This window comes from Cupriavidus basilensis (assembly GCF_008801925.2).
Classification (GTDB): domain Bacteria; phylum Pseudomonadota; class Gammaproteobacteria; order Burkholderiales; family Burkholderiaceae; genus Cupriavidus; species Cupriavidus basilensis.
The window spans coordinates 698923-719665 of the sequence record NZ_CP062803.1 but is presented as its reverse complement, the minus strand read 5'-3'; the positions used below and the strand labels follow the sequence as shown (position 1 = coordinate 719665).

General features: G+C 66.0%; 19 protein-coding genes and 1 tRNA gene. 9 read left to right on the top strand and 11 right to left on the bottom strand.

The features are described 5' to 3' along the window. Window positions 1-80: 80 nt before the first annotated feature. From sucC to recA, 4 genes are all read right to left on the bottom strand, one after another. Window positions 81-1247, bottom strand: coding sequence for an ADP-forming succinate--CoA ligase subunit beta (gene sucC, locus F7R26_RS03245; RefSeq protein WP_043343899.1), 1167 nt, complete (start codon window positions 1245-1247; stop codon window positions 81-83). A 69-nt stretch (window positions 1248-1316) separates the two neighbouring features. Then, entirely contained in the window at window positions 1317-1991 is a 675-nt protein-coding gene (locus tag F7R26_RS03240) for a DUF2889 domain-containing protein (RefSeq protein WP_150991878.1), read from the bottom strand. A gap of 350 nt (window positions 1992-2341) precedes the next feature. After that, on the bottom strand, window positions 2342-2809 hold the full coding sequence (recX, locus tag F7R26_RS03235; protein WP_150991881.1) for a recombination regulator RecX: 468 nt from the start codon (window positions 2807-2809) through the stop codon (window positions 2342-2344). A 161-nt stretch (window positions 2810-2970) separates the two neighbouring features. After that, entirely contained in the window at window positions 2971-4044 is a 1074-nt protein-coding gene (gene recA, locus F7R26_RS03230; protein WP_150991883.1) for a recombinase RecA, read from the bottom strand. 297 nt (window positions 4045-4341) lie between these two features. On the opposite strand from recA, the gene F7R26_RS03225 reads away from it, so the two are divergent. The 6 genes from F7R26_RS03225 to tolA all read left to right on the top strand — a co-directional run bounded on the left by F7R26_RS03225 (window position 4342) and on the right by tolA (window position 10314). Beyond that, window positions 4342-5028, top strand: a complete 687-nt coding sequence (locus tag F7R26_RS03225; RefSeq protein ID WP_150991885.1) for a response regulator — start codon at window positions 4342-4344, stop codon at window positions 5026-5028. A 105-nt stretch (window positions 5029-5133) separates the two neighbouring features. Beyond that, complete coding sequence (locus F7R26_RS03220; RefSeq protein ID WP_150991887.1) at window positions 5134-6690, top strand: sensor histidine kinase; 1557 nt, start codon at window positions 5134-5136, stop codon at window positions 6688-6690. Then, window positions 6687-7004, top strand: coding sequence for a DUF4212 domain-containing protein (locus F7R26_RS03215; protein WP_150991890.1), 318 nt, complete (start codon window positions 6687-6689; stop codon window positions 7002-7004). The genes F7R26_RS03220 and F7R26_RS03215 overlap by 4 nt, the downstream gene beginning before the upstream one ends. A 263-nt stretch (window positions 7005-7267) precedes the next feature. Further along, window positions 7268-8968 carry an MFS transporter gene (locus F7R26_RS03210; protein WP_150991892.1) on the top strand — a complete coding sequence of 567 codons (1701 nt, stop codon included), beginning with the start codon at window positions 7268-7270 and terminating at the stop codon, window positions 8966-8968. Between the two features lie 203 nt (window positions 8969-9171). Beyond that, a tRNA-Met gene (locus F7R26_RS03205) sits at window positions 9172-9248 on the top strand. Window positions 9249-9567: 319 nt separating this feature from the next. After that, complete coding sequence (gene tolA / locus F7R26_RS03200) at window positions 9568-10314, top strand: cell envelope integrity protein TolA (protein ID WP_150991894.1); 747 nt, start codon at window positions 9568-9570, stop codon at window positions 10312-10314. 118 nt (window positions 10315-10432) lie between these two features. Here tolA and F7R26_RS03195 read toward each other — a convergent pair whose 3' ends face one another. The 6 genes from F7R26_RS03195 to F7R26_RS03170 form a co-directional block, all read right to left on the bottom strand. Continuing rightward, on the bottom strand, window positions 10433-11272 hold the full coding sequence (locus tag F7R26_RS03195) for a MetQ/NlpA family ABC transporter substrate-binding protein (RefSeq protein WP_150991896.1): 840 nt from the start codon (window positions 11270-11272) through the stop codon (window positions 10433-10435). An 83-nt stretch (window positions 11273-11355) separates the two neighbouring features. Next, a complete protein-coding gene (locus tag F7R26_RS03190) occupies window positions 11356-12819 on the bottom strand; it encodes an efflux transporter outer membrane subunit (protein ID WP_150991898.1) in 1464 nt (487 codons plus the stop codon). Next, complete coding sequence (locus F7R26_RS03185; protein WP_150991900.1) at window positions 12816-13784, bottom strand: efflux RND transporter periplasmic adaptor subunit; 969 nt, start codon at window positions 13782-13784, stop codon at window positions 12816-12818. The genes F7R26_RS03190 and F7R26_RS03185 overlap by 4 nt, the downstream gene beginning before the upstream one ends. Continuing rightward, on the bottom strand, window positions 13781-13990 hold the full coding sequence (locus F7R26_RS03180) for a DUF1656 domain-containing protein (protein WP_150991902.1): 210 nt from the start codon (window positions 13988-13990) through the stop codon (window positions 13781-13783). The genes F7R26_RS03185 and F7R26_RS03180 overlap by 4 nt, the downstream gene beginning before the upstream one ends. Next, on the bottom strand, window positions 13987-16074 hold the full coding sequence (locus F7R26_RS03175) for an FUSC family protein (RefSeq protein WP_150991904.1): 2088 nt from the start codon (window positions 16072-16074) through the stop codon (window positions 13987-13989). The genes F7R26_RS03180 and F7R26_RS03175 overlap by 4 nt, the downstream gene beginning before the upstream one ends. Window positions 16075-16078: 4 nt before the next feature. Beyond that, window positions 16079-16561, bottom strand: coding sequence for a MarR family winged helix-turn-helix transcriptional regulator (locus F7R26_RS03170; protein WP_416351299.1), 483 nt, complete (start codon window positions 16559-16561; stop codon window positions 16079-16081). Window positions 16562-16871: 310 nt separating this feature from the next. On the opposite strand from F7R26_RS03170, the gene F7R26_RS03165 reads away from it, so the two are divergent. From F7R26_RS03165 to F7R26_RS03155, 3 genes are all read left to right on the top strand, one after another. Beyond that, on the top strand, window positions 16872-17669 hold the full coding sequence (locus F7R26_RS03165; protein ID WP_150991906.1) for a crotonase/enoyl-CoA hydratase family protein: 798 nt from the start codon (window positions 16872-16874) through the stop codon (window positions 17667-17669). A 45-nt stretch (window positions 17670-17714) separates the two neighbouring features. After that, window positions 17715-18893 carry a thiolase family protein gene (locus tag F7R26_RS03160; RefSeq protein ID WP_150991908.1) on the top strand — a complete coding sequence of 393 codons (1179 nt, stop codon included), beginning with the start codon at window positions 17715-17717 and terminating at the stop codon, window positions 18891-18893. A gap of 153 nt (window positions 18894-19046) precedes the next feature. After that, window positions 19047-19967, top strand: coding sequence for a LysR family transcriptional regulator (locus tag F7R26_RS03155; RefSeq protein WP_150991910.1), 921 nt, complete (start codon window positions 19047-19049; stop codon window positions 19965-19967). Here the strand turns inward: F7R26_RS03155 and madM are convergent. After that, window positions 19964-20740 carry a malonate transporter subunit MadM gene (gene madM, locus F7R26_RS03150; RefSeq protein ID WP_416351298.1) on the bottom strand — a complete coding sequence of 259 codons (777 nt, stop codon included), beginning with the start codon at window positions 20738-20740 and terminating at the stop codon, window positions 19964-19966. The genes F7R26_RS03155 and madM overlap by 4 nt on opposite strands. Window positions 20741-20743: the final 3 nt, after the last annotated feature.

Genomic DNA, 20743 nt, shown 5'->3' with positions numbered 1-20743 from the left:
CTGTAATCCTTTGCTTGGCTCAAAGCAGCGCGCGAAGGCCTGGCCCCGGCGCGCTGCTGGCGTTCGTGTTCGCGTCTGGCTTACTTGCCCGCGGCAGCAGCCACGACCTTCTGGGCAGCTTCTTCCATGGTATCGGCGGCGATGATGGGCAGGCCCGAGTCGGCCAGCATCTTCTTGCCGATCTCTTCGTTGGTGCCCTTCATGCGCACGACCAGCGGCACGGACAGCGACACGGCCTTGGATGCAGCGATCACGCCTTCGGCGATCACGTCGCAACGCATGATGCCGCCGAAGATGTTGACCAGGATGGCCTTCAGGTTCGGGTTCTTCAGCATCAGCTTGAAGGCTTCGGTCACCTTCTCGGTGGTGGCACCGCCGCCCACGTCCAGGAAGTTGGCCGGCTCGCCGCCGAACAGCTTGATGGTGTCCATGGTGGCCATGGCCAGGCCAGCGCCGTTCACCAGGCAGCCGATGTTGCCGTCCAGCGAGATGTAGGCCAGGTCGAACTTCGACGCTTCGATTTCAGCCGGATCTTCTTCGTCCAGGTCGCGGTAAGCGACGATTTCCGGGTGGCGGAACAGGGCGTTGGAGTCGAAGTTGAACTTGGCGTCGAGCGCGATCACCTTGCCGTCGCCGGTCAGGATCAGCGGGTTGATTTCAGCCAGCGAGGCGTCGGTGTCCCAGAATGCCTTGTACAGGCCTTGCAGGGCCTGGCGGGCTTGCGCCACGCTTGCGTCGGGCACGCCGATCTTGCGGGCGATGTCGTCAGCGTCCGCGTCGAGCAGGCCGGCCGACGGATCGATGATCAGCGTGTGGATCTTTTCCGGGCTGTGGGCAGCGACTTCCTCGATGTCCATGCCGCCTTCGCTGGAGGCCATCAGGGCGACCTTTTGCGAAACGCGGTCAACCACCAGGCTGACGTACAGTTCCTTCTTGATGTCAGCGCCTTCTTCGATCAGCAGGCGGTTGACCTTCTTGCCTTCCGGGCCGGTCTGGTGCGTGACCAGGGTCATGCCGAGGATGTTGGTGGCGTAGGTCTTGACCTCGTCGATGCTCTTGGCCACCTTCACGCCGCCGCCCTTGCCGCGGCCGCCCGCGTGGATCTGCGCCTTGACGACCCATACCGGGCCGCCCAGTTGTTCAGCAGCCTTCAGGGCCTCTTCGACCGAGAACGCGGGGATGCCGCGCGGAACCGGCACATTGTATTTGCGCAGGATTTCCTTGCCTTGGTACTCATGGATATTCATGCGTGTTTCCTTTCGGGTAGGCGTAAAAGTGTGGAGATGAAATCTCGGCGGACTGCAGGCCGGCCTGGCTTAGCCAGAAGTGCCGGTTGACCTGCGCGACATGGCGCCGTCGGCGGGGGCGGCGAGCGCCTCCGCTGGCTGCGCCGCCGGGGTCGATGACCCTTCGGTCTTGATCCTCGGTTTTGGCTGGTGACCATACCAGCGGGGGTAAAACTGGCGTACGACCTCGCCTTCGAAATGCAGGGCATGGCAGCCGTGCAACTGGTAAGGCGGCTCTGTACTGGTGTCTTCTACACCGCCGTCGCGAATGTTGAACACATCGCCGGCGAATGCCTGGATCGCGGTGGTCGGCAGTATGCCGGCCAGCTCGGTCAAATGGGTGCATCCGGCCACGCCCGACAGGCGCTCTTTCACCGACTTGCGGAAACCCTTCATCAGGTTCAGGCCGATCAGCTTGCGGTAGGCCGGGCCGATGGTGTCGCACTGGCCGGGATAAGGCACCCAGTCGGAACAGGCATCGGCGTCCACGACGTTCATGCGCAGGTCGATGGTGACGCGCAGCCACAAATCGTGCAGCGGCTCGCCCACCGGGCGCACGCCGCCGCCGGCCAGCGGAATCTCGCGCGGCTTGGTGTCAGTCAGGCGCGCTTCGATGTCCCATAGGCCGTCGTCCCTAAGATAAGCCTCCGCCGTGATGGCACGACGGTGACGCAGGGCGCGATTGACGGGCGGGGAAAGCGGCATAACACCAGGCAGGAGCGGGAGAAATGGACGGCTGGGCCGGAAAACCGCAGGATTTTAACATGCCGGACAACGCTCGCCGGGAACAAACTGCGCGCGGTGCTGTTGCCGGGGATTGTCGAGCGACGGGCAAGCCCCGCGCATGCGGAAAAATCACGGCATTGCGGCGGAAACGGCCTAAAGCACCAAGGCATGAGCAAGGCATGAACAAGGCGCGAAGATTCGGAATACGCCTACTCGCAAAGCAGGTATGCGCCCAAAACCGGTGCAGGACGTGGCCGTGACATTACCGCGGCATCACTGCGGCATCACTGCGGCATCACTTGAACTTGAGGCTGCCGTGTCGGCGAACGTCAGTCACTGCCATCCAGCCACGCATCCGCCCCTTTGATCACCTGGCTCACCACCGAGCGGGAAAAGCCGCGGGCGACCATAAAGCGGATCTGCTTGGCCCTGTCTTCGGGCGTGGCGGGCGGCGTGCCAAAACGCTTTTGCCAGACCGCGCGGCCGCGCTCCAGCTCCGACCCGCGCAGGCGATCCTGCAGGTCGGCGAGCTGATCGCCGCCGAGCTGATGAGTGCGGGCTTCCTGCATCACGCGCGCGGCGCCATAGCGCGCCGCGCGCCGGTGCACCAGGCTGTCGACAAAGCGCGCGTTGGATAACCAGTTCTCGCGCTCCAGCGCATCGAGCAACTGCTCGAGAGCCTCGGGAGACTCTGCGTGCGGGGCCAGCTTGCGCGCCAGCTCCGCCCGGCTGTGCTCGCGCCGCGACAGGTAACCGACGGCGCGGGCTTTCAGGGAGAGAGGTGGACGTGTAGCCATGGGGAAGGCGCGCTTGAACACCGCGCATTATCAATGCGCTTTATCAATGCGTTATATAGAAGCTAGAAGCGCTTTGAAAATGCAAACCGGGGCGGCGCGCGTCGCTGCGCGTGCCGCCCCGGGGTGGGGATCGCGGCCGGGCATGCCCCGGCCAGCGAAGCTCAGTCTTCGGCGGTGGCCACGGCGCCAGCGGTGGCCGGCGTGCCGTTCATCAGGACCACGCCCAGCGACTCGCGCACCTTGTTTTCGATCTCGTCGGCGATGTCCGGGTTTTCGCGCAGGTATTCACGCGCGTTGTCCTTGCCCTGGCCGATCTTCTCGCCCTTGTAGCTGTACCACGCGCCCGACTTCTCGACGACCTTGGCGTCCACGCCAAGGTCGATGATTTCGCCCTGGCGCGAGATGCCCTGGCCGTAGAGGATGTCGAAAAAGGCTTCGCGGAACGGCGGCGACACCTTGTTTTTGACTACCTTGACCTTGGTTTCGTTGCCGATCACCTCGTCGCCCTTCTTGATCGAGCCGATGCGGCGGATGTCCAGGCGCACCGAGGCGTAGAACTTCAGCGCATTGCCGCCGGTGGTGGTTTCGGGCGAGCCGAACATCACGCCGATCTTCATGCGGATCTGGTTGATGAAGATCACCAGGCAGTTGGTGCGCTTGATGGTGCCGGTCAGCTTGCGCAGCGCCTGGCTCATCAGGCGGGCCTGCAGGCCCGGCAGCGAATCGCCCATCTCGCCTTCGATTTCGGCCTTGGGCACCAGGGCCGCCACCGAGTCGATCACGATCAGGTCGACCGAGCCCGAGCGCACCAGCGCGTCGGTGATTTCCAGTGCCTGCTCGCCGGTGTCGGGCTGGGAGATCAGCAGGTCGCCCACGGACACGCCGAGCTTGCCGGCATAGTTGACGTCGAGCGCGTGCTCGGCATCGATAAAGGCGCAGGTGCCGCCCAGCTTTTGCATTTCGGCCACGACCTGCAGCGTCAGCGTGGTCTTGCCCGAGGATTCCGGACCGTAGATTTCCACCACGCGGCCGCGCGGCAGCCCGCCGACGCCCAGCGCGATGTCCAGGCCCAGCGAGCCGGTGGACACGACCTGGATATCCTGGTCGATGTCGGCCTCGCCCAGTTTCATGATCGAGCCCTTGCCGAACTGCTTCTCGATCTGGGCCAGCGCGGCCGCCAGCGCCTTCTGCTTTTCGGCGCTTACGCCAGCACCCGCCTTCTTGCCGTCATCCATGGTCGTCCTTCCGTCAATGGTGTATAAATAGGCCGCATGTGGCGCGCCGCCTGCTTTTGCGGGTAACCGCCCGACCCGCGCCGCGCTGCGAACTCCTGATGACAATGAACCTGGCAGCAGGGGCAAACATTGGGCAAACGTCGGTAATACATTCGTTGCTAAATTCAGTACGATCCGGCCCGCTCACTGCGCGACCGGATCAAGCGAGTACTGTATAAAAAAACAGTATGCTTGGCAAGTCCCGCACGCGTCATTTGATGTAAAGCGACGACTAAGCCGGCCAGGGTGGAGACAACCATGCGTATTCTGATCGCCGAAGATGACGATGTGCTGGCAGATGGCCTGACACGCTCATTACGTCACTCCGGCTATGCCGTCGACCATGTCGCCAGTGGGGTCGAAGCCGACTCGGCGCTCTCGACCCAGACCTTCGACCTCCTGATCCTCGATCTCGGCCTGCCCCGCATGCCCGGGCTGGAAGTGCTCAAGCGCCTGCGCACGCGCGGCGCCATGCTGCCGGTGCTGATCCTGACCGCGGCGGATGGCGTCGACGAGCGCGTCAAGGGCCTGGACCTGGGCGCCGATGACTACATGGCCAAACCCTTCGCCCTGTCCGAGCTGGAAGCCCGCGTGCGTGCGCTGGTGCGGCGCGGCGCCGGCGGCGGCGCCACGCTCACGCACCATGGCCCGCTGGCCTTCGACCAGGTTGGCCGCATCGCCTACCTGAACGAGCAGATGCTGGATCTCTCCGCGCGCGAAGTCGGGCTGCTGGAGATCCTGCTCACCCGCACCGGGCGGCTGGTATCGAAGGAGCAGCTGGTCGACCACCTGTGCGAATGGGGCGAAGAGGTCAGCAACAATGCCATCGAAGTCTATGTGCACCGGCTGCGCAAGAAGATCGAGGTGGGCGGGATCCGCATTGCCACGGTACGCGGCCTGGGCTACTGCCTGGAGAAATTCCAGGCCGCCGTGACGCACGACTAGAAAGCGCCATTAGAATCGAATCGGAATCAGAATCGGCATTGGCGCCGTTTCCCTTTGAGGGCATGCCGGCGACGCCGCCGGGACCTGCCCGATCACCTCCTCCCCATGAGCCTGCTGCGACTGCCCCGGCGGCGCGCGCGGGCCGCACGGCCCGCGCGCGCGCCCTCCCCGCCCGATGAGATCGTCAGCGACGAAACGCTGGCCGACGCCCTGCCGCACCTTGAAGACAGCGCGGGCCATCCGTCGCCGCGTTCGCTGTTCGGCGAAATCCTGGACTGGATGCTGGCACCGCTGCTGCTGCTGTGGCCGATGAGCATTGCCGTGACCTACCTGGTGGCGAAGTCCATCGCCAACGGGCCCTTCGACCGCTCGCTGGAGGCCAGCGCCATCGTGCTCTCGCAACAGGTGCGCGAGGTCAACGGGCGCGTCACGCTGCAGTTGCCACTGTCCGCACGCGAAATCCTGCGTGCCGATGAAACCGACAACATCTACTACCAGGTGGTGGGCACGCACGGCGAGTTCGTCGCCGGGGATAACGACATGCCGCTGCCCGGCGAGGACGATCGCGGCCACGCAGGGCTGGTCTCGCTGCGCGACGACCGCATCGCGGGCAACGATGTGCGCGTGGCCTACACCTACGTCGACCTGAAGCAGGCGGGCGACGCGCAGCCGGTGCTGGTACAGGTTGGCGAGACGCTCGACAAGCGCGCGCGGCTGGCCAATGAAATCATCAAGGGCGTGATCCTGCCGCAGTTCGTGATCCTGCCGCTGGCGGTGGTGCTGGTGTGGTTCGGCCTGACACGCGGGCTGGCCCCGCTGACCTCGATCCAGCAGCGCATCCGCGCGCGCAACCCCGGCGACACCAGCCCCATCGACGAACACGCCGCGCCGCAGGAAATCACGCCGCTGGTGGCCTCGTTCAACGACCTGCTGGCGCGGCTCGACGTTTCCGTGCAGACGCAAAAGCGCTTTATCGCCGATGCCGCCCACCAGATGAAGACGCCGCTGGCCGGGCTGCGCATGCAGGCGGAGCTGGCGCAGCGCGAGCAATCGCCCGAGGAGCTGCGCAAGTCGCTGGCGCAGATCGCCGGCAGCTCGGAGCGCGCGGCCCACCTGGTGACACAGCTGCTGTCGCTGGCGCGCATGGAGAACCTGGCCGGCGCCGGCAGCATGGCGCCGCTGGACCTGGCCGCGCTCGCGCGCGAGGTGGTCAAGGACTGGCTGCCGCAGGCGTGGGCGCGCCGCATCGATCTCGGCGTGGATGCCGACGACCACCCGGTGATGGTGCAAGGCAATCGCCTGATGCTGACCGAGATGCTCAACAACCTGATCGACAACGCCATCCGCTACACGCCGGCCGATGGCCACGCCACCGTGCGCGTCAGCGCGGATGCCTTCGAGCCCTTCGCGTATCTCGAGGTGGAAGACACCGGCCCCGGCATCCCGGTGGCCGAGCGCGAGCGCGTGATGGAACGGTTCTACCGCGTGCTCGGCACCAAGACCCAGGGCAGCGGCCTGGGCCTGGCCATCGTGCGCGAGATCGTGCAGCAGCACGGCGGCGATGTCAGCATTCTCGACCACGTCTACCAGACGGAGCCGCGCCTGGCCGGCGCGTGCTTTCGCATCACGCTGCGCCGGCCATCTCCCCTGGAGCCTGCATGACCGACCCTGACCACACGCGCGGCGGGCGCGGCCAGGCCGATCAGTCCGAGCGCCGCGCGTGGCATCGCAACCTGCGCTGGATTGCTGTGCTGCTGTCGATCTGGTTCGTCGTCACCTTCGTGGTCGCCTGGTTTGCCCGTGAGCTGCGCTTTGATTTCTTCGGCTGGCCTTTCTCGTTCTGGGTCGGCGCGCAAGGCGCGCTGATCGTCTACGTCCTGATGGCGGCAATCTATGCCTGGCGCATGAACCGCGATGAAGACGATGACGCCGGCGTGCCGCCCGTGCCCGCCCGCCAGCATGACGATGCTGCATAGCAAGATCCCGGCACCGCTACGCATCGCCGACTGACACAGGCCCGCCTGACACCTTTCGCACCGCGGCGCAGCACCGCCGGGCCTGCTTTGCGCCTAGCGTATACCCCGAGCGTTTAGTGGTGAACTCGGCCGAAATTGTCAGAACGCAGTAAGGTTCGCCTCCCACAATCCATTGCAACTTCGGAGGTTGTCGCGCGTCCGCCAGAGAGCGAGAGCGTGCCGGCCGCCAGCCCGAAAGATTCCGATCACAAACGGAGGAGACAATGGCCAATGCACAAAACGTGGCGATGCCCGGGGGCAGCGCCCAGAACTCGGTAATGACCGCCGAAGAGAGGAAGGTGATCTTTGCCTCCTCGCTCGGGACGGTGTTCGAGTGGTACGACTTTTATCTTTACGGCTCGCTGGCGGCCATCATCGCCAAGCAGTTCTTCTCCGGCCTCGATCCAACCGCCGCCTTCATTTTCGCCCTGCTGGCATTTGCCGCCGGCTTCATCGTGCGGCCGTTCGGCGCGCTGGTGTTCGGCCGCCTGGGCGACATGATCGGGCGCAAGTACACCTTCCTGGTCACCATCCTGATCATGGGTGCCTCGACCTTCATCGTGGGCCTGCTGCCGGGATTTGCCAGCATCGGCTGGGCCGCCCCGATCATCCTGATCGGGCTGCGCATGCTGCAGGGCCTGGCGCTCGGCGGCGAGTACGGCGGTGCCGCCACCTACGTGGCCGAGCACGCGCCGCACGGCAAGCGCGGCGCCTATACCGCATGGATCCAGACCACCGCCACGCTCGGCCTGTTCCTGTCGCTGATCGTGATCCTGGTGTGCCGCAACCTGACGGGCGCCAACTTTGAAGTCTGGGGCTGGCGCATTCCGTTCCTGCTCTCGATCCTGCTGCTGGGCGTGTCGGTCTACATCCGCCTGTCGATGAGCGAATCGCCCGCCTTCCAGAAAATGAAGGCCGAAGGCAAGACCTCCAAGGCCCCGCTGACCGAAGCGTTCGGCCAATGGCGCAACCTGAAGATCGTGATCCTGGCGCTGATCGGCCTGACCGCCGGCCAGGCCGTGGTCTGGTACACCGGCCAGTTCTACTCGCTGTTCTTCCTGACCCAGGTGCTCAAGGTCGACGCCACCACCGCCAACCTGCTGATCGCGGGCGCCCTGGTGATCGGCACGCCGTTCTTCATCTTCTTTGGCTCGCTGTCGGACAAGGTCGGGCGCAAGTGGATCATCATGGCCGGCTGCGCGCTGGCGATGCTGACCTACTTCCCGCTGTTCAAGGCCCTGACCCACTACGCCAACCCGGCCCTGGAGCGCGCGCAGCAGAGTGCCCAGATCGTGGTGACCGCGGATCCGAAGCAATGCTCCTTCCAGGGCAGCCCGATCGCCCGCGAAATCGATTTCCGCAGCTCCTGCGACATCGTCAAGCGGACCCTGGCACAAGCTTCGGCCAGCTATGAAGTGGTGGAGGCTCCGGCCGGCACCGTGGCCTCGGTGAAGATCGGCGACAAGGAGATCGCTTCCTTCAACGCCTCGCTGGTACCGGCTGGCCACAGCTTCGACGATGCGAGCAAGAAGCAGATCGCCGCGTTCAAGAAGCAGGTGGGCGAGTCGATGGCCTCGGCCGGCTACCCGACCAAGGCGGACCCCGCGCAGATGAACACCATCATGGTGCTGGTGGTCCTCGTCATCCTGGTGATCTACGTGACCATGGTGTACGGCCCGATCGCGGCCATGCTGGTGGAGATGTTCCCGACCCGGATCCGCTACACGTCCATGTCGCTGCCGTATCACATCGGCAATGGCTGGTTCGGCGGCCTGCTGCCCACCATCTCCTTCGCGCTGGTGGCGCAGAACGGCAACATCTACTACGGCCTCTGGTACCCGATCATCATCGCGGGCGTCACCCTGGTCCTCGGCTCGCTGTTCATCCGCGAAACCAAGGACGTGGATATCTACGCCAACGACTGAAGGCGCGTGAGCCGGCCCGTCGTCCAGGGCACCAGCCTCATGCACGACTGATCCGGTAGTCAGTCGCTCCACCGGCGGGCCGCAAGGCCCGCCGTTTTTTTTGCAGGCTGCAGGGTGCATGCCGTGCCATTCGACGCCCCGAAACTTTTTGAAGAAGTGGTGTTGACAGCCTCAAAATGCCATGTATAATCTCGGTCTTGTTCGGCGAATTAGCTCAGTTGGTTAGAGCGACGGAATCATAATCCGCAGGTCCGGGGTTCGAGTCCCTGATTCGCCACCATATTCGTTGAAGCCTGGAAACGGGCTACAACAAAAACCCCTCCCGATCGCAAGATCGGGAGGGGTTTTGCTTTTTGGGCTTCTGTTTTCTTGCGGTCGATTTCTATCCTCGCCGGATCTACGCTCCAACTTCAGAGCACCCCGCCGCGGAGAATCCCGCTTGCCTACCGCAACGATGCCGACCTAAGCTGCATGCAGTGGAGCCATGCGCGGGGTCGCGCACAGGGCATTGCACTGCCTCCTTTCACAGGGATGTGAGAGTGATTCCAGAGTGACACAGCACTGACTATGCATCGCCCGTCCGTGGCCTGCCGCGCGTCATGATGACCATCGCCCATCCGTATCAACAGGTGCAGGAGCGAGGAACGCTGAAGTGTTTCCTGCTGGCTCTGTTCATGCATCTGCTGCTGGGCTTGATGCTTTACTACGGGGTGCATTGGCAGAGCCGCACGCCAGCCGGCGTGGAGGCGGAGCTGTGGGACAGCGTGCCCGAAATTGCGCAGCCCCAGCCGGTGGTCCAGCCGACGCCCGTGGAACCGCAGCCCGTGTTGAAGCCGGAACCGGACGACAACGCCGACATCGCCCTGCAAGCTCAGAAGCGCAAGCAGGCCGCCGCGGCCGAGGAAGCCAGGCAGGCCGACCAGCGCGAGCGCCAGGCACGAGAGGCGGAGCGCCAGGCGGCCTTGAAGCAGCAGCGCAAAAGCGAACTAGCGCGCCTGCAGGCCATGGCCAACAGCGCTCCCACCACCGGTGGCGTAGGCAGCCACGTGGGCACCGGCGCCGGTGCTGGCGGCAACGCCTCGCCCGGCTACGCGGACCGCGTGCGGCGCCGCGTGAAGCCGAACATCATCTTTACCGAAGAGATCGCCGGCAACCCGGCCGCGGTGGTCGCGGTGCGCATGGCGCCGGATGGCTCGCTGCTGTCGGTGCGGCTCACCAAGTCCAGCGGCAATGCCGGCTGGGACAACGCCGTGCTGCGCGCGGTGGAGCGATCCGACCCGCTGCCGCGCGACGAGAATGGCGTGGCGCCCCCCGGCGTCAACATCACGTTCATGCCCAGGGAGTAGCGGCCGGCCACAAACAAAAAGCCCCTCCGGACCTTGCGATCCGAAAGGGCTTGACTGTCAGGCCTGCGCCACCGGGACGGCTACCGGGACAACTCAATGTCCTCGGCCACCTGCCCGATCAGAACGACGGCACCATTGCACCCTTGAACTCGTTCTTCATGAACTGCCGTACCTCTTCCGACTGGTAAGCCGCGACCAGCTTCTTCACCCATGGCTTGTCCTTGTCCTGGGTGCGCACGGCGATGATGTTGGCGTACGGGCTATGGATGTCTTCCAGCGCGATGGCGTTGCGGGTGGGCTGCAGGCCGGCGGCTAGCGCGTAGTTGGTGTTGATCACCGCCGCGGCCACGTCGGGCAGCGAGCGCGCCAGTTGCGCGGCGTCGAGCTCGACGAGCTTCAGCTTCTTCGGGTTGTCGCTCACGTCCAGCGGCGTGGCGTTGACGCCGTTGGTGCCAACACCGCTCTTGAGCTTGATCACGCCCTGCGCGGCCAGCAGGAGCAGTGCGCGGTTCTCGTTGGAGGGATCGTTGGGCACGGCAACCTTGGCGCCTTGCGGCAGGTCCTTGGGCGACTTCAGCTTCTGCGAGTAGATGCCCAGCGGGGAGATATACGTGTAGCCCACGCTGACCATCTTGTAGCCGCGCTGCTTCACCTGGCTGTCCAGGTAAGGCTGATGCTGGAAGCTGTTGGCGTCGAGGTCGCCGGCGTCGAGCGCGGCGTTGGGCTGCACGTAGTCGTTGAACTCGACGACCTTGATATTGAGCCCTTCGCGCTTGGCGACCTTCTGCACTACCTGCCAGACTTGCGCGTCGGGGCCGCTGACGGTGCCGACGCGCAGGGTCTGCTCCTGCGCCATCGCGGCGCCCGAGGCCACGATGCCGAGCGTGGCTACCGCGACGGACAGCGCTTGCCGCAGGGAGGGATAAGAGAAACCAGAAAAACCAGAAAAATTGGACATGCTGCTTGTGTTCCTTTGCGCCATGCGAGCCAGCTTGCATGGCTTTAACCATGATGACAGCCCAGCGCGCGTTCGATGCACGTTCAGTGCGCCTGCTCGCTCATCGTGCGCGACTCGACCTTGGGCGCATTTTGCCATCCGCCGCCCAGCGCAAGGAAGAGATTGATCTGGTCCAGCGCGACCTGGCTTTCCGACGCCGCCAGTGACGCTTCGGTGCTGGCGAGCGTGCGGTCGGCATCCAGGCTGAACAGGTACGGCGAGCGGCCGGCCTGGTAGAGCTGGCGGTTCTGCCGCGCGACTTCGTTGGCCTTGTCGCGGGCATCGCGCAGCGCCTGGGTGCGCTCCAGCTCGCGCGTGTAGCTGCTCAGCGCCGACTGCGTTTCGCGCAGCGCCTTGAGCACCACGCCGTCGAAGTGGGCAAGCGCCGCTTCGGCGCCGGCTTCGGTGCCGTGGATGCGGGCGCGGGTGCCGCTGGTCGGGATGTTCCAGGTGATCAGCGGGCCATAGCCCCAGTGCGCGGTCGGTGCCTGGCCAAGGTGGTCGAGAATGCCGGTGAAGCCGGCGGAGGCGCCGATGCGGATGGACGGGTACAGATCCGCCGTGGCAACGCCGATCTTGGCCGTGGCCGAGGCGAGTTCGCGCTCGGCCTGGCGCACATCGGGCCGGCGCTTGAGCAGCGCGGCGCCGTCGCCCACGGGCAGCGCCTGGCGCAGCCTGGGTTCTTCGTGGCAGGCGTACTCCGCCTGCGAGGTGGCGCTGGGCGGCTTGCCCAGCATCACCGCCAGCCGGTACGCCGCGCCCTCTTGCTCGGCCTTGAAGCGCGGCAACGCCGCGCGCAGCACGTCGGCCTGCGCCTGTGAGCGCAGCAGGTCCACCGGCTGCCCGCGCCCGGCATCGACCAGCTTGCGGGCCAGCTCGACGCCGCGGCGCTGCAACTCCAGCTGATGTTCGGCCACGGCCAGTTCATGCGTGGCGGCGCAGCCCTGCACGTAGGCGCGCACGGTCTCGGCCACCACGCCGACACGGGCCTGGTCGAGCGCCGCCTGGCTGGCTTGCGCGCCGGCCAGCGCCGCTTCATCCGCGCGCGCCAGCTTGCCGAAGAAGTCGATCAGGTAGGAAACCTTGAAGCCGACATCGCCAAAGTTCATCACCGGGATCTTCTCTTCCTTGAGCAGCGGCTCGCCGGCGATCTGCCCGCGTTCCGCGCTGGCGGAGAGCCTGGCTTCCGGCAGGTTCTCTGCCTCCACCTCATGGTAGACCGCGATGGCGCGCTTCAGGTTGGCCGCGGCCACGCGCAAATCGGTATTGGCAACAAGCGCCTGCTGCACCAGCTGGTCGAGCTTCGGATCGTCATACAGGCGCCACCAGCCATCGGGCACCTCGGCAATCGATACGGCGGGGTTGTTCGTGCCGAGCAGCGGGCCGTTGGCCGCTTGCGCCTTCACGGCGGCGTTGCCCGGCACATGGTAGTCGGGCCCGACCGTGGTGCAGGCGGCAAACAGCAGCGGCACCAGTGCCGGCAGCAGGGCTTTGCGCAACGTGTTCACTGCGCGCCTCCCTGGCTGGCGGCTCCCTTGGCGGCTAGCGCGAGCTTGTCCTTCTGATCCTTCTGGCCTTCGGGCCCGGCCTGCGCCTTGTCCCGGGCCGAGGGCTCACGCACCGACACGGTGGCGGTACGGCCTGCGACCATGCGCAAGTCGGCGGGCGGCTCGTCCAGCGCGATGCGCACCGGGATGCGTTGCGCGAGGCGGACCCAGTTGAACGTCGGGTTCACATTCGGCAACAGGTTGGAGCCGTTGGTACGGTCCCGGTCCTCGATGCCGGCGGCAATGCTCTGCACGTGGCCATGCAGCACGCGGGATTCGCCCATGATGCGGATGTCCACCGGATTGCCGATATGGATGCCGTGCAGCTTGGTTTCTTCGAAGTAGCCTTCCACGTGGAAGGAATTCGCATCCACCATCGACAGCACCGGGCGGCCAGTGTTGACGTAGTCGCCCAGGCGCGGCAGCCGGTCGTTCAGGTAGCCATCGACGGGGCTGAGCACGCTGGTGCGTTCCAGGTTGAGCTTGGCGAGGTTGACGGCGGCCTGCGCCTGCGCCAGCGCCGCTTCGCCTTGCTGGACCTTGGCCAGGCCTTCTTCCACCACTTCCTTGGAGACGACCTCGGACAGGGTCTGGCTGCGGCGTGCTTCACGGCGCGCCTGCGCGAGCATGGCGCTTTGCGCCGCCGCCGTAGCCTGCGCCTGCTGCAAGGCCAGCGCGAAGCGGTCGCGGTCGATCTCGAACAACGGCTGTCCGCGCTGCACGCGCTGGTTGTCCTTGACGAGGACCTTGGTCACCAGCCCGGACACGTCCGGCGCGATCTGCACCACGTCTGCGCGGATATGGCCGTCTCGGGTCCATGGCGCCACCGTGTAGTAGTCCCACAGGTGCTTGACGACGACGACCGCGACCGCGGAGACGACAAGGGTAAGGACGATGGGTCCAAGCGTACGAAGATTCAGTTTCATGACTGCAGCCGATAGGCCAGGTAGACGATGCCACCCAGGACGATCACATATAACGCCAGATTGAACAGGGACCGGTGCCAGACCAGCCGATAAAAACCCACACGCGCCAGCACGGCACGCGCGCAAGCGGTGATCAGGAACGCCACCAGCATCCACGCCAGCAGGCTCGGGACAAACACACCATAGACGTCGACTTCACCGCTCATTGCTTGTTGCTCGCTTGCTTGCTCATTGGGTCTGCCGCCTGGCCCGCGGGCAAGGCACCCGCCGCGCTCATTGCCACGGGTGCCGCCGAAAACAGCGCGACGTGCATTTCCACCAGCGCGGCAAAGGCCTCGCGTGAAGCCTGGTCGGCGCGCGAGGCAACCTTGCGGATCGCCTTGGCCAGCCGCTCGCGCAGCACTTGCGGCGGCGTGTCGGCACGGGCGTCAAGGCGTGCCTGGTAGTAGCTGGCAACGCCCTGCAGCACGCGCCGTACCGAGTGCTGGTGCTCCGGCGCCAGCGCGGGCAGTTCGCGCTGCAGCGCCAGCGTGCTGAGCTCCACGCGCACTTCGGTAAAGCCGTCGCCGGTGGTTTCATCCTCGCTGGCCGCCAGCCGCGGTACCAGTTGCGCCAGGCGGTCCAGCATGCGGGCACGCAGGTGCGCGTGCTCGCCCGGCTCGCGCCCGGTGGCGTTGCGGGCGATATCGCCCCAGCTGGCGCGCACCAGCCTGCGTACCGCGGCCTTGGTGCCGAAGGGACGGGCCACCAGGGTCCACACCAGCGCGAACAAAATGCCCGCGATGCCGGCCACGTTGCCGTTGAAGAAAGCGTTGAAGTCGGCGTTGTAGGCGCCCTGGATGCCGATATCGTTGGCCGTGATCACGGCCAGCGGCATGGCGATCAACGCGAGCCGGGGCTGCGCCATCATCAAGCCGATGATCAGGTAGGGCACCGCGAACATCAGCACCAGCATCTCGAAATCGTGCGCGTTCGGCAGGACTACGAACAGGTAGATGGTGGCGAGCACCAGGCAGACCACGTTCCAGCGGAAGAACGAGCGGATCATGGGCGCCGGCTCGTCCATCGCGGCAAAGAAGCAGCACGACACCGCGCCCAACGCGACCGCGCCGGCGCCATCCGCCCAGCCCGTCCAGATCCACACCATGCCCATGCTGAAGATCGCCAGCGCGGTCGTGGCGGTGGAGAACAACAGCATGCCATGATCGTAGTGGCGTGCCGCGCCCACGCCCCAGCGCTGGAACACCGGCGCCCAGTCGCCCTGCGGTGCGGCCTCGCCGATGCAGCGCTGCAGCGACACGCAGTCCTGCCACAACTCCATCAGCTCGCGCAGACGGCCCTCGGCCGTGGCGGCCAGGGCCGCGTGCCAGTCTGGCCCGGTACTGCCTGGCTCCAGGCCCGCGTCGTCGATCGGCGCGTCCGGAGCTAGTTGCAGCACCGGCAGCGGCGCCTGCGCGCCCGCGCTGATCCATGCGGACACCAGCGCCATGTTGTGCGACAGGCGTTGCGGAATGCCCGCGGCGTGCTGGTGCAAGGCGTCCACCACGGAAGCCAGCGACGACAGCACGGGCAGCAGCATGGTCATGCGGCCACGCAACTCCTGCGCGTGCCTGACGCGCGCGGCGCTTTCGGCGTCATAGGAGAGATGGCTGATCAACTGGTCGAGCGCGAGGATGTCGGCGGCCAGGCGATGGCGGCTGTGGTGGCGCGACACCTTCGCGGTGGGCTGCGCCGAGAGCATATCTGTGGCCCACAGCGCGGCATCCGCCAGCCACTGGGCGGATTTCTGGCCGAGCACCGTGGCCACCTTGGCGGGGAAGATGGTCGAGCCGACAAGGCTCGCGCACACGATGCCCAGGCAGATTTCCTCGGCCCGCGCCACGGCGATGTCGAACACGCCCGAGGGATCGCTCACCGAGGGCAAGGCCACCATCGGCAGCGTATAGGCCGCCAGCATGAACACATAGCTGCGCGGCGTGCGGTGCAGCAGCGCGACATAGAGCAGGATGCCGGTCCATAGCGCCACCGCGGCCATCAGCAACACTGGCGCATTGACCAGCGGCGGCACGATGGCGACGGATGCGGCCGCGCCAAGCAGCGTGCCAAGCACGCGATACAGCGCCTTGGAGCGCGTGGCGCCGGTGAGCGGATGCGCCACGATATACACGGAGGCCATGGCCCAGTACGGGCGCGGCAGACCCAGGTACAGCGCGATGAACAGCGCCAGCATGGCTGCTGCAAAAGCTTTGAGGGAGAAGATCCAGTCTCGTCCGGTGGGCCAGCTGACCATGTTCTTACGACCCGAAAGCGGTGGTGGGCGCGGACTCGGCGGCTTGGGCGAGCGCGTTGAGCACGCGCATGGCGCCCTCGAAGTCCTGCTCGCTGACGCCAGCGAAGACGCTGGCGCGGAGTTGCTTGAGCTCGACCTCGATTTTTTCGGCGAGCGCTTCGCCGGCGTCGGTGAGCCAGAGCGCATTGGCCCGGCGATCGTTCGCATCCACTTCCCGGCGCACAAGGCCGGCGGCGGAAAGCTGGTCAACCAGACGGACCAGCGATGCACCTTCCAGCCCGACATAGTCGGCCAGGGTGACCTGGCGCACACCGCCGCCAAGGCGGCGGATAAACAGCAAGGGCCCCGCCGCGGCGGCGGAAACCCCGTAGGCGGTCACGGCGCCCTGCGAAATGTGGCGCCACTGGCGCCCGGCCAACATGAGCTGGCCGGTAAAGGCAAAACGGAGGGCGTCGATGGCAGGCATGGACGGAATGATAGCAGTCATATAGTTAGGATGCAAATTATCACATTACAAAGCAATCCCCGTTGAAACAAGACGATGTCAAGCGCATTAAAAGGCATATGAAAATGTGCATCACCTTTGAACCTGCCTTGCGCGTCCAGGCATCGGCGCCGATCATCGGGACCGATATACGCTGGATATCGGCATCGGCGAAATGAATATTGGACACCTGAGGGCACGGTCCCTTAGCCTTTTGGGCAAGCGATTGTCGGCGGCGCCGCGCTGCGCCGGCCGTCCCGAGCCAAGGCGACGACAACTACGACAACTACGACAACAAAGACCGGAGACCCGCATGACAAGCTTCCTGCGCTATGAGCAGCAGGGCCACATCGTGACCCTGACCATGAACGAGCCGCAGCGGCGCAACCCCCTCACCGGCAACACCGCTGTGACCGACTTCCTGGCGGCCATCGACCGCATCCACCGCGACACCAGCGTGCGCGCGGTGATCATCACCGGCGCCGGCACCGCGTTTTCCTCAGGTGGCAATATCCGCGACATGGAACGCCAGGCTTCGGGCCAGGTGCCCGGCATGGAGATTCGCCAGGACTATCGCCTGGGCATCCAGCGCCTGCCGCTGGCGCTGTTCAACCTGGAGGTGCCGGTAATCGCCGCCGTCAATGGCGCGGCCATGGGCGCGGGCCTGGACCTGGCCTGCATGTGCGACATGCGCATTGCGTCCGAGCAGGCGCAGTTTGCCGAGAGCTTCGTCAAGCTGGGGATCATTCCGGGCGATGGCGGCGCCTGGCTGCTGCCGCGCGTGATCGGCCTTGCGCGCGCCGCCGAACTGACCTTCACCGGGCAGGTCATCGATGCGCGCCAGGCGCTGGAGTGGAACCTGGTGTCGCGCGTGGTGCCGCCGGATCAGCTGTTGCCCACGGCCAATGCACTGGCCGAACGCATTGCCGCCAATCCGCCGCATGCGGTGCGGCTGGCCAAGCGCCTGCTGCGCGAGGCCTTGCATACCCGGCTGGATACGCTGCTGGAATTGTCGGCCGGCTTCCAGGCGCTGTCGCACCAGACCTCGGATCACCGCGAAGCGGTGTCGGCCTTCCTGGACAAGCGCAAACCCGAGTTCACCGGCAGCTGATCCATCGTCGTTCCCATTGCCATCAAGAAAGATCGGAGACCCGCCATGCAGCAAGCCGTCATCGTCGACGCCATCCGTTCGCCCATGGGCCGCGCCAAGCCCGGCTCGGCCTTCACCGAACTCCATCCCACGGAGCTGCTGGCGCAGGTGCTGGCGGCGCTGGTCGCGCGCAACAAGCTGGACCCGGGGCTAGTGGAAGACGTCATCACCGGATGCGTGAGCCAGGTGGGCGAGCAATCCGCCACGCCCGGCCGCGTGGCGTGGCTGGCGGCGGGATTCCCCGAGCATGTGCCCTCCACCACCATCGACCGCAAATGCGGCTCCAGCCAACAGGCCGTGCACTTTGCCGCGCAAGGCATCATGGCGGGCGCCTACGACATCGTGATTGCCTGCGGCATCGAGTCCATGAGCCGTGTGCCGATGGGCTCGGCACGCATCGGGCAGAATCCGTACGGCCCGTCGTTCGAGGCGCGCTATGCGCCCGGGCTGGTATCGCAAGGGGTCGCGGCGGAGCTGGTCGCGGCGCAGTGGGAACTGTCTCGCGATGATCTCGATCAGTACGCCGCGCAATCGCACCAGCGCGCGCACCAGGCGCGCGAGGCCGGCGCTTTCCGCCGCGAGATCCTGCCAATCCATACCGCCGCGGGCCTCGTCGCGCACGATGAAACCATCCGGCCCGCCACCACCGCCGAGCGCCTGGCCACGCTGGCGCCGTCCTTTCGCGACGAGACGCTCGGCCAGCGCTTCCCGCAGATCGGCTGGCATGTGACCGCCGGCAATGCCTCGCAGATCAGCGACGGCGCCGCCGCCATCTTGCTGATGAGCGAGCGCGCCGCGTCCCGCCTGGGCCTGAACGCCCGCGCGCGCTTCGTCGCCTTCGATGCCTGCGGCGACAGCCCCCTGACCATGCTGACCGCGCCGATCCCGTCGAGCCAGCGCGCGCTGGACAAAGGCGGCCTTGCGCTCGATGCGATTGCACACTACGAGATCAACGAAGCCTTTGCCTGCGTGCCGCTCGCGTGGCAGCGCGCGCTGGGCGCCGACCCGGCGCGCCTGAACCCGCGCGGCGGCGCGATCGCGCTCGGCCACCCGCTGGGCGCGTCGGGCGCGCGGCTGATGACCACCATGCTGCACGCGCTGGAAGACAGCGGCGAGCGCTATGGCCTGCAATCGATGTGCGAGGCCGGCGGCATGGCCAACGCCACCATCATCGAACGACTCTGAGCCGGCCACCTATATTCAGAACGCGATCCGCATGGCGCCGGGCTAAAGGCGCCGCTCGCGCAAGGCCCCGGGGCTCGCCCCGGGCCATCCGGCATCGAATCTGGTTATCATGCTCCGGTCACTATCATCGCCAGCATGCGCGACGCGCCTCCTATGCGAAACCGGATCAACGAAGAAATCACCCTGCGCAAGCTCGAAGTCCTGCTCGCCTATATGGAGACCGGCAACCTCGCCAAGGCCGCCGAGGCGCTGGATGTGAGCACGGTCAGCGTGCACCGCGCGCTGCACTCGCTGGAAGAAGGCATGCGCTGCGCGTTGTTCCGCCACGAAGGGCGCAACCTGCTGCCAACCGAAGCCGCGCATGTGCTGGCGGATGTGGCCACCGATGTCATCAAGGCCATGGCCGACGGCATCCGCGCCACGCGCCAGGCCGCCGGGTATTCGGCCGATCACATGAAGATCGGCTCGCTCTATTCGCTGACCATCCGCACGGTGCCCGACGTGGTGATCGGCATCAAGGTCAGGCGGCCCGAACTACAGGCGGAACTGGTGCTCGGCTCCAACGCCGACCTGCTCTTCAAGCTCAAGCAAGGCGCCATCGATGCCGCGCTGATGGCCATGCCCGAGCCGGACCCCGAGATCGAATCCATTGCGCTGTTCGAAGACGAAATCTACTTCGCCGCACCGGCGGATTCGCCTTATGCGCGGCAAGCCTCTATCGACCTGCGGCAATGCCGGGACGAACCCTTCGTCACGCTCAGCGAAGGGTTCATCACCTACCAGGGCTTCATGGACGCCTTTCGCATCGCCGACTTCACGCCCAATGTGGTGATGAAGGTCGGCGATATCTTCTCGCTGATGAACCTGGTCAGCGGCGGCGTTGGCTACGCGCTGCTGCCCGGCCGCGTGCGCGACGTGTTTGCGCACAAGGTGACGTTGGTTCCACTGTCCTCGCAGTACCGGCTGCGCCAGACCATTGGGCTGAGTTTCTTGCGGCGGCGCGAGCGGGATCCGAACTTGCTGGCGCTGGCGGCGGTTTGCCGGCTGACGATGCGGGTGCCGCAACCGGCCTAGCCAACGATCGCCTTGGTCGCCAGAAACAACAGCGACGGCCCCAGCAGGCACCCCAGCCCGGTGTGGAACGTAGCCACTAGCGCACCGTAAGGCACCAGCCTGCGATCCGTCGCCGCCAGCCCAGCCGATACCCCGCTGACGGTGCCCGCCAGGCCGCCGAACACCATCGCGGCGCGCGGGTTGTTCAGCCCGAGGAAGCCTGCCGCCATGGGCGTGCCCACCATCACGATGATGGCCTTGATCAGCCCGGTGGCGATGCTCAGCGCGATCACGTCGGAGCTGGCGCCCAGCGCGGCGCCGGTCACCGGCCCCACGATGTATGTCACCGCCCCGGCGCCGATGGTGGTCATGCTGACCGCATCGCTGTAGCCGAAGGCGCGCGCCACCGCAGCACCCACGATAAACGGCAGGATGGTGCCGAGCAACAGCGACACAGCGCCGACCAGCCCGGCCTTGCGCGCCTCGCTCACCTGCACCTCGAAGGCGGTGGCGACGATGGCGAAATCGCGCAGCATGGCGCCACCCATCAGGCCGATGCCGGAGAACAGCGAGAGATCGGCCAGGCCTTTTTCCTTGCCGGTGACGATGCCGCCATAGTAGGCCAGCAGCAGCCCGATCACGATGGCGATGGCGGAGCCGTGGACGCGCCCGAAGGTCAGCCAGCGCGACAGCCTTGACGACAGCCACATGATGATGCCAACCGCGGCAAACGCGGTGACCAGGGCGTTCTGCAGCAGGATGTTCTCGATGATGTGCGAAATGGGATGCGGCATGGC

Coding starts and splice junctions, on each gene's coding strand:
- recX (WP_150991881.1), bottom strand. CDS start 2,809: ATGGCTACACGTCCACCTCTCTCCCTGAAAGCCCGCGCCGTCGGTTAC.
- tolA (WP_150991894.1), top strand. CDS start 9,568: ATGATGACCATCGCCCATCCGTATCAACAGGTGCAGGAGCGAGGAACG.
- F7R26_RS03210 (WP_150991892.1), top strand. CDS start 7,268: ATGGCCAATGCACAAAACGTGGCGATGCCCGGGGGCAGCGCCCAGAAC.
- F7R26_RS03155 (WP_150991910.1), top strand. CDS start 19,047: ATGCGAAACCGGATCAACGAAGAAATCACCCTGCGCAAGCTCGAAGTC.
- F7R26_RS03160 (WP_150991908.1), top strand. CDS start 17,715: ATGCAGCAAGCCGTCATCGTCGACGCCATCCGTTCGCCCATGGGCCGC.
- F7R26_RS03180 (WP_150991902.1), bottom strand. CDS start 13,990: ATGAGCGGTGAAGTCGACGTCTATGGTGTGTTTGTCCCGAGCCTGCTG.
- F7R26_RS03185 (WP_150991900.1), bottom strand. CDS start 13,784: ATGAAACTGAATCTTCGTACGCTTGGACCCATCGTCCTTACCCTTGTC.
- madM (WP_416351298.1), bottom strand. CDS start 20,740: ATGCCGCATCCCATTTCGCACATCATCGAGAACATCCTGCTGCAGAAC.
- F7R26_RS03240 (WP_150991878.1), bottom strand. CDS start 1,991: ATGCCGCTTTCCCCGCCCGTCAATCGCGCCCTGCGTCACCGTCGTGCC.
- F7R26_RS03175 (WP_150991904.1), bottom strand. CDS start 16,074: ATGGTCAGCTGGCCCACCGGACGAGACTGGATCTTCTCCCTCAAAGCT.
- F7R26_RS03220 (WP_150991887.1), top strand. CDS start 5,134: ATGAGCCTGCTGCGACTGCCCCGGCGGCGCGCGCGGGCCGCACGGCCC.
- F7R26_RS03165 (WP_150991906.1), top strand. CDS start 16,872: ATGACAAGCTTCCTGCGCTATGAGCAGCAGGGCCACATCGTGACCCTG.
- F7R26_RS03225 (WP_150991885.1), top strand. CDS start 4,342: ATGCGTATTCTGATCGCCGAAGATGACGATGTGCTGGCAGATGGCCTG.
- F7R26_RS03195 (WP_150991896.1), bottom strand. CDS start 11,272: ATGTCCAATTTTTCTGGTTTTTCTGGTTTCTCTTATCCCTCCCTGCGG.
- recA (WP_150991883.1), bottom strand. CDS start 4,044: ATGGATGACGGCAAGAAGGCGGGTGCTGGCGTAAGCGCCGAAAAGCAG.
- F7R26_RS03215 (WP_150991890.1), top strand. CDS start 6,687: ATGACCGACCCTGACCACACGCGCGGCGGGCGCGGCCAGGCCGATCAG.
- sucC (WP_043343899.1), bottom strand. CDS start 1,247: ATGAATATCCATGAGTACCAAGGCAAGGAAATCCTGCGCAAATACAAT.
- F7R26_RS03170 (WP_416351299.1), bottom strand. CDS start 16,561: ATGACTGCTATCATTCCGTCCATGCCTGCCATCGACGCCCTCCGTTTT.